The 474-nt window shown below is 73.6% G+C and carries 1 protein-coding gene; it reads left to right on the forward strand.

Features of this window, described 5'->3' with window-relative positions:
- A partial coding sequence (locus tag SMA5143A_RS24160) for a ketoacyl-synthetase C-terminal extension domain-containing protein (RefSeq protein ID WP_308812045.1) occupies nucleotides 1-474 on the forward strand: 474 nt, incomplete at both ends.

A 474-nucleotide genomic window follows, 5' to 3' on the forward strand; every position in this document is an offset into this window, starting at 1 on the left:
TGGCGTGCTGCCGAAGACGCTGCACGTGGACGAACCGACCCCGCAGGTGGACTGGTCGGAAGGCGCCGTCGAACTGCTCACCGAGGCCCGGGAGTGGACCACCGCCGACGGCCACCCGCGCCGCGCCGGCGTCTCCGCGTTCGGCATCAGCGGGACGAACGCCCACGTGGTCCTGGAGCAGGACCTCAAGGCCGAGTCCGAGACGGCGCCGCCCATGGAGCCGGCGGTGACGCCGTTGGTGCTGTCCGCTCGTGGGGCGGCCGCTCTGACCGGGCAGGCACGGCGGCTGCTGTCGCACATGGAGGACACCGGGTCCCTGTTGGACCTGGCGTACTCGCTTGCCACGGGCCGGGCCCGCTTGTCCGAGCGTGCCGTGGTCATCGCGGATGACCACCGGGAGGCGAGTGCGGCGCTGGTGGCACTGGCCGCCGGGGAGTCGCACCCCGCACTGGTGTCCGGGAGCGTCGGCGACGG

The sequence above is a fragment of the Streptomyces sp. MA5143a genome (assembly GCF_900290235.1).
Classification (GTDB): domain Bacteria; phylum Actinomycetota; class Actinomycetes; order Streptomycetales; family Streptomycetaceae; genus Streptomyces.